Below are 2,663 nucleotides of genomic sequence, written 5' to 3' on the forward strand. Positions count from 1 at the left end.
CGGGTCCTGCCGGAAGGGAGTCCCGGGCACTCCGGGATTGCTGGAATAATCGCTGCATGGCAGTAAACCTCCGGGGGACGACCCCCGAACCCCCGGACGCACGTCCGCGGCTGACCGTGCTCTCCGGCCCCTCAGGGGTCGGCAAGAGCACGGTCGTCGCTCATATGCGCAAGGAACACCCCGAGGTCTGGCTCTCGGTGTCGGCGACGACCCGTAAGCCCCGGCCCGGCGAACGGCACGGCCTCCACTATTTCTTCGTCACCGACGACGAGATGGACAAGCTGATCGCCAACGGCGAGCTGCTGGAGTGGGCCGAGTTCGCCGGCAACCGTTACGGCACTCCGCGCGCCGCCGTGTTGGAGCGCCTGGAGTCGGGCGAGCCGGTGCTCCTGGAGATCGACCTCCAGGGCGCCCGGCAGGTCCGCGAGTCCATGTCCGAGGCCCGGCTGGTGTTCCTGGCCCCTCCCTCGTGGGACGAGCTGGTGCGCAGGCTCACCGGGCGGGGCACCGAACCGCCCGAGGTGATCGAGCGCCGCCTGGAGGCGGCGAAGATCGAACTCGCCGCCGAGCCGGAGTTCGACGTCACCCTGGTCAACACCTCCGTCGAGGACGTGGCACGCGAGCTGCTAGCCTTGATGGATGTTGTGTGATCACGAATCTGTGATCATGACCTATTTTTTCCCATCCATCGGAAGGTAGAGCGTGTCCTCTTCCATCTCCGCGCCCGAGGGCATCATCAACCCGCCGATCGACGAGCTCCTCGAGGCCACCGACTCGAAGTACAGCCTCGTGATCTACGCGGCCAAGCGGGCGCGTCAGATCAACGCGTACTACTCGCAGCTCGGCGAGGGCCTCCTCGAGTACGTCGGTCCGCTCGTCGACACCCACGTCCACGAGAAGCCGCTGTCGATCGCCCTGCGCGAGATCAACGCCGGTCTGCTGACGTCCGAGGCCGTCGAGGGCCCTGCGCAGTAGTATTTTCGGCTCACCGTGGGTTTTTCCACAGGCCCGGCAGCGCGACTGCCGGGCCTGTGGTGTGTGATGGACCCGTACGCCGGGAGCCGCGGCGTACGCGCGCCGAGGTCCGGGGAGAAGCGGTGGACAAGCCGAAGGTCGTTCTGGGGGTCAGCGGCGGCATCGCCGCCTACAAGGCCTGCGAGCTGCTGCGCAGACTGACCGAGTCGGGGCATGACGTGCGTGTCGTGCCCACCGCGTCCGCGCTGCACTTCGTCGGCGCCGCCACCTGGTCCGCCCTCTCCGGTCACCCCGTCTCCACACAGGTCTGGGACGACGTCCACGAGGTACCGCACGTCCGCATCGGCCAGCACGCCGACCTGGTGGTCGTCGCCCCCGCCACGGCGGACATGCTCGCCAAGGCCGCCCACGGCCTGGCCGACGACCTCCTTGCCAACACGCTCCTCACCGCCCGCTGTCCGGTCGTCTTCGCCCCCGCGATGCACACCGAGATGTGGGAGCACCCGGCCACCCAGGAGAACGTGGCGACGCTGCGCCGCCGGGGCGCCCTGGTGATCGAGCCGGCCGTCGGGCGTCTCACCGGCGTCGACACCGGCAAGGGCCGACTGCCCGACCCGGCCGAGATCTTCGAGGTCTGCCGCCGCGTCCTGGTCAGAGGCGTGCGGGAACCGGACCTGACCGGCCGGCATGTCGTGATCAGCGCCGGCGGCACCCGGGAGCCGCTCGACCCGGTCCGCTTCCTCGGCAACCGCTCCTCCGGCAAGCAGGGGTACGCCCTGGCCCGCACCGCCGCGGCCCGCGGCGCCCGCGTCACGCTCATAGCGGCCAACACCGCTCTGCCCGACCCCGCGGGGGTCGACGTGGTCCCGGTCGGCACGGCCGTACAGCTGCGGGAGGCGGTCCTGAAGACCGCGGGTGACGCCGACGCGGTCGTCATGGCCGCCGCGGTCGCCGACTTCCGGCCGCAGACCTACGCGTCCGGCAAGATCAAGAAGAAGGACGGCGAGGAGCCCGCCCCCGTCGTCCTGGTGCGAAATCCGGACATCCTCGCGGAGCTTTCCGCCGACCGGGCGCGCCCCAACCAGGTGGTTGTCGGCTTCGCCGCCGAGACCGACGACGTGCTGGCGAACGGCCGGAAGAAGCTGCGGCGCAAAGGCTGCGATCTCCTCGTGGTGAACGAGGTGGGGGAGCGCAGGACGTTCGGCTCCGAGGAGAACGAGGCCGTGGTGCTGGGGGCCGACGGCAGTGAAACCCCCGTGCCGCACGGCCCGAAGGAGGCCCTCGCCGACATCGTGTGGGACCTGGTGGCACAGCGTCTGGACTGACCGCCCGGCACGGTCGCGATCACGGCCGGCCCGGCCGGATTCGGGTCCGCGTCCCCTGGCCAAGGGCGGCGGGCATTCGGCAGAATGCCCGTGCCGCAGGTCACAGCGCTCCCGAGAGGCGAGACGGGTGGGCCCGCGGCGGGGCACGACCGATAAACTGTTCTCGGACGACGCCGGGCGCAGCTCCCGTCGCGTCCGCCAATGATCAGCCAGCAGCCGCTGCAACCCCAGGGAGCGTTGTGTCCCGTCGCCTGTTCACTTCGGAGTCTGTGACCGAGGGTCACCCCGACAAGATCGCTGACCAGATCAGCGACACCATCCTCGACGCCCTGCTGCGTGAGGACCCGGCCTCCCGGGTCGCCG

At 70.2% G+C, this 2,663-nt stretch carries 4 protein-coding genes; all 4 read left to right on the plus strand.

Translation table 11 applies throughout. The features are described from left to right. The first annotated feature begins 56 nt into the window (after nucleotides 1–56). Nucleotides 57–650, plus strand: coding sequence for a guanylate kinase (gmk, locus tag ABT300_RS43010; RefSeq protein WP_351688325.1), 594 nt, complete (start codon nucleotides 57–59; stop codon nucleotides 648–650). Nucleotides 651–702: 52 nt separating this feature from the next. Continuing rightward, nucleotides 703–975: a DNA-directed RNA polymerase subunit omega gene (gene rpoZ / locus ABT300_RS43015; RefSeq protein ID WP_003988945.1), complete on the plus strand. Its 273-nt coding sequence runs from the start codon at nucleotides 703–705 to the stop codon at nucleotides 973–975. Between the two features lie 122 nt (nucleotides 976–1,097). Beyond that, nucleotides 1,098–2,300 (plus strand): bifunctional phosphopantothenoylcysteine decarboxylase/phosphopantothenate--cysteine ligase CoaBC, encoded by a 1,203-nt coding sequence (coaBC, locus tag ABT300_RS43020; RefSeq protein WP_351688328.1) that lies wholly within the window; start codon nucleotides 1,098–1,100, stop codon nucleotides 2,298–2,300. 239 nt (nucleotides 2,301–2,539) lie between these two features. Beyond that, nucleotides 2,540–2,663 (plus strand): S-adenosylmethionine synthetase N-terminal domain-containing protein (locus ABT300_RS43025; protein ID WP_351688331.1); only part of this gene is annotated, 124 nt, incomplete at its 3' end.

This window comes from Streptomyces sp. NPDC001027, assembly GCF_040299045.1.
Taxonomy (GTDB): Bacteria; Actinomycetota; Actinomycetes; order Streptomycetales; family Streptomycetaceae; genus Streptomyces.

Excerpts from the sequence above, each read along its gene's own strand:
- gmk (WP_351688325.1), top strand. The coding sequence starts at position 57 with ATGGCAGTAAACCTCCGGGGGACGACCCCCGAACCCCCGGACGCACGT.